Raw genomic sequence first — 249 nt, 5'->3', positions numbered from 1 at the left:
TCGAGGCCCAGTTTGACGCCGTGGATGCCGTCTCGCTGACGAAGCCGTTCTCCGAGGTCTTCATCCTGCTGCAGACCAAGGCCATCGACGGTCAGGCGAATACCTACTCCAATATCTATTCCCAGAAGTTCTTCGAGGTGCAGCCGTACATCACCGAATCCAACCACGCCGTGCTGGATTACATGGTGCTGTCCTCGGCGCGCTTCTGGAATGGCCTGCCGGATGACGTGCATGGTGAGGTCAAGTCGG

Annotated in this window: 1 protein-coding gene; it reads left to right on the top strand. The window is 58.2% G+C overall.

Translation table 11 applies throughout. The annotated features are described in order from the left end of the window. A partial coding sequence (gene dctP / locus R2R70_RS22050; protein WP_410979204.1) for a TRAP transporter substrate-binding protein DctP occupies positions 1-249 on the top strand: 249 nt, incomplete at both ends.

The organism is Cobetia sp. SIMBA_158 (assembly GCF_046566945.1).
Classification (GTDB): domain Bacteria; phylum Pseudomonadota; class Gammaproteobacteria; order Pseudomonadales; family Halomonadaceae; genus Cobetia; species Cobetia amphilecti.
This window is presented reverse-complemented; position numbering and strand designations above follow the sequence as displayed.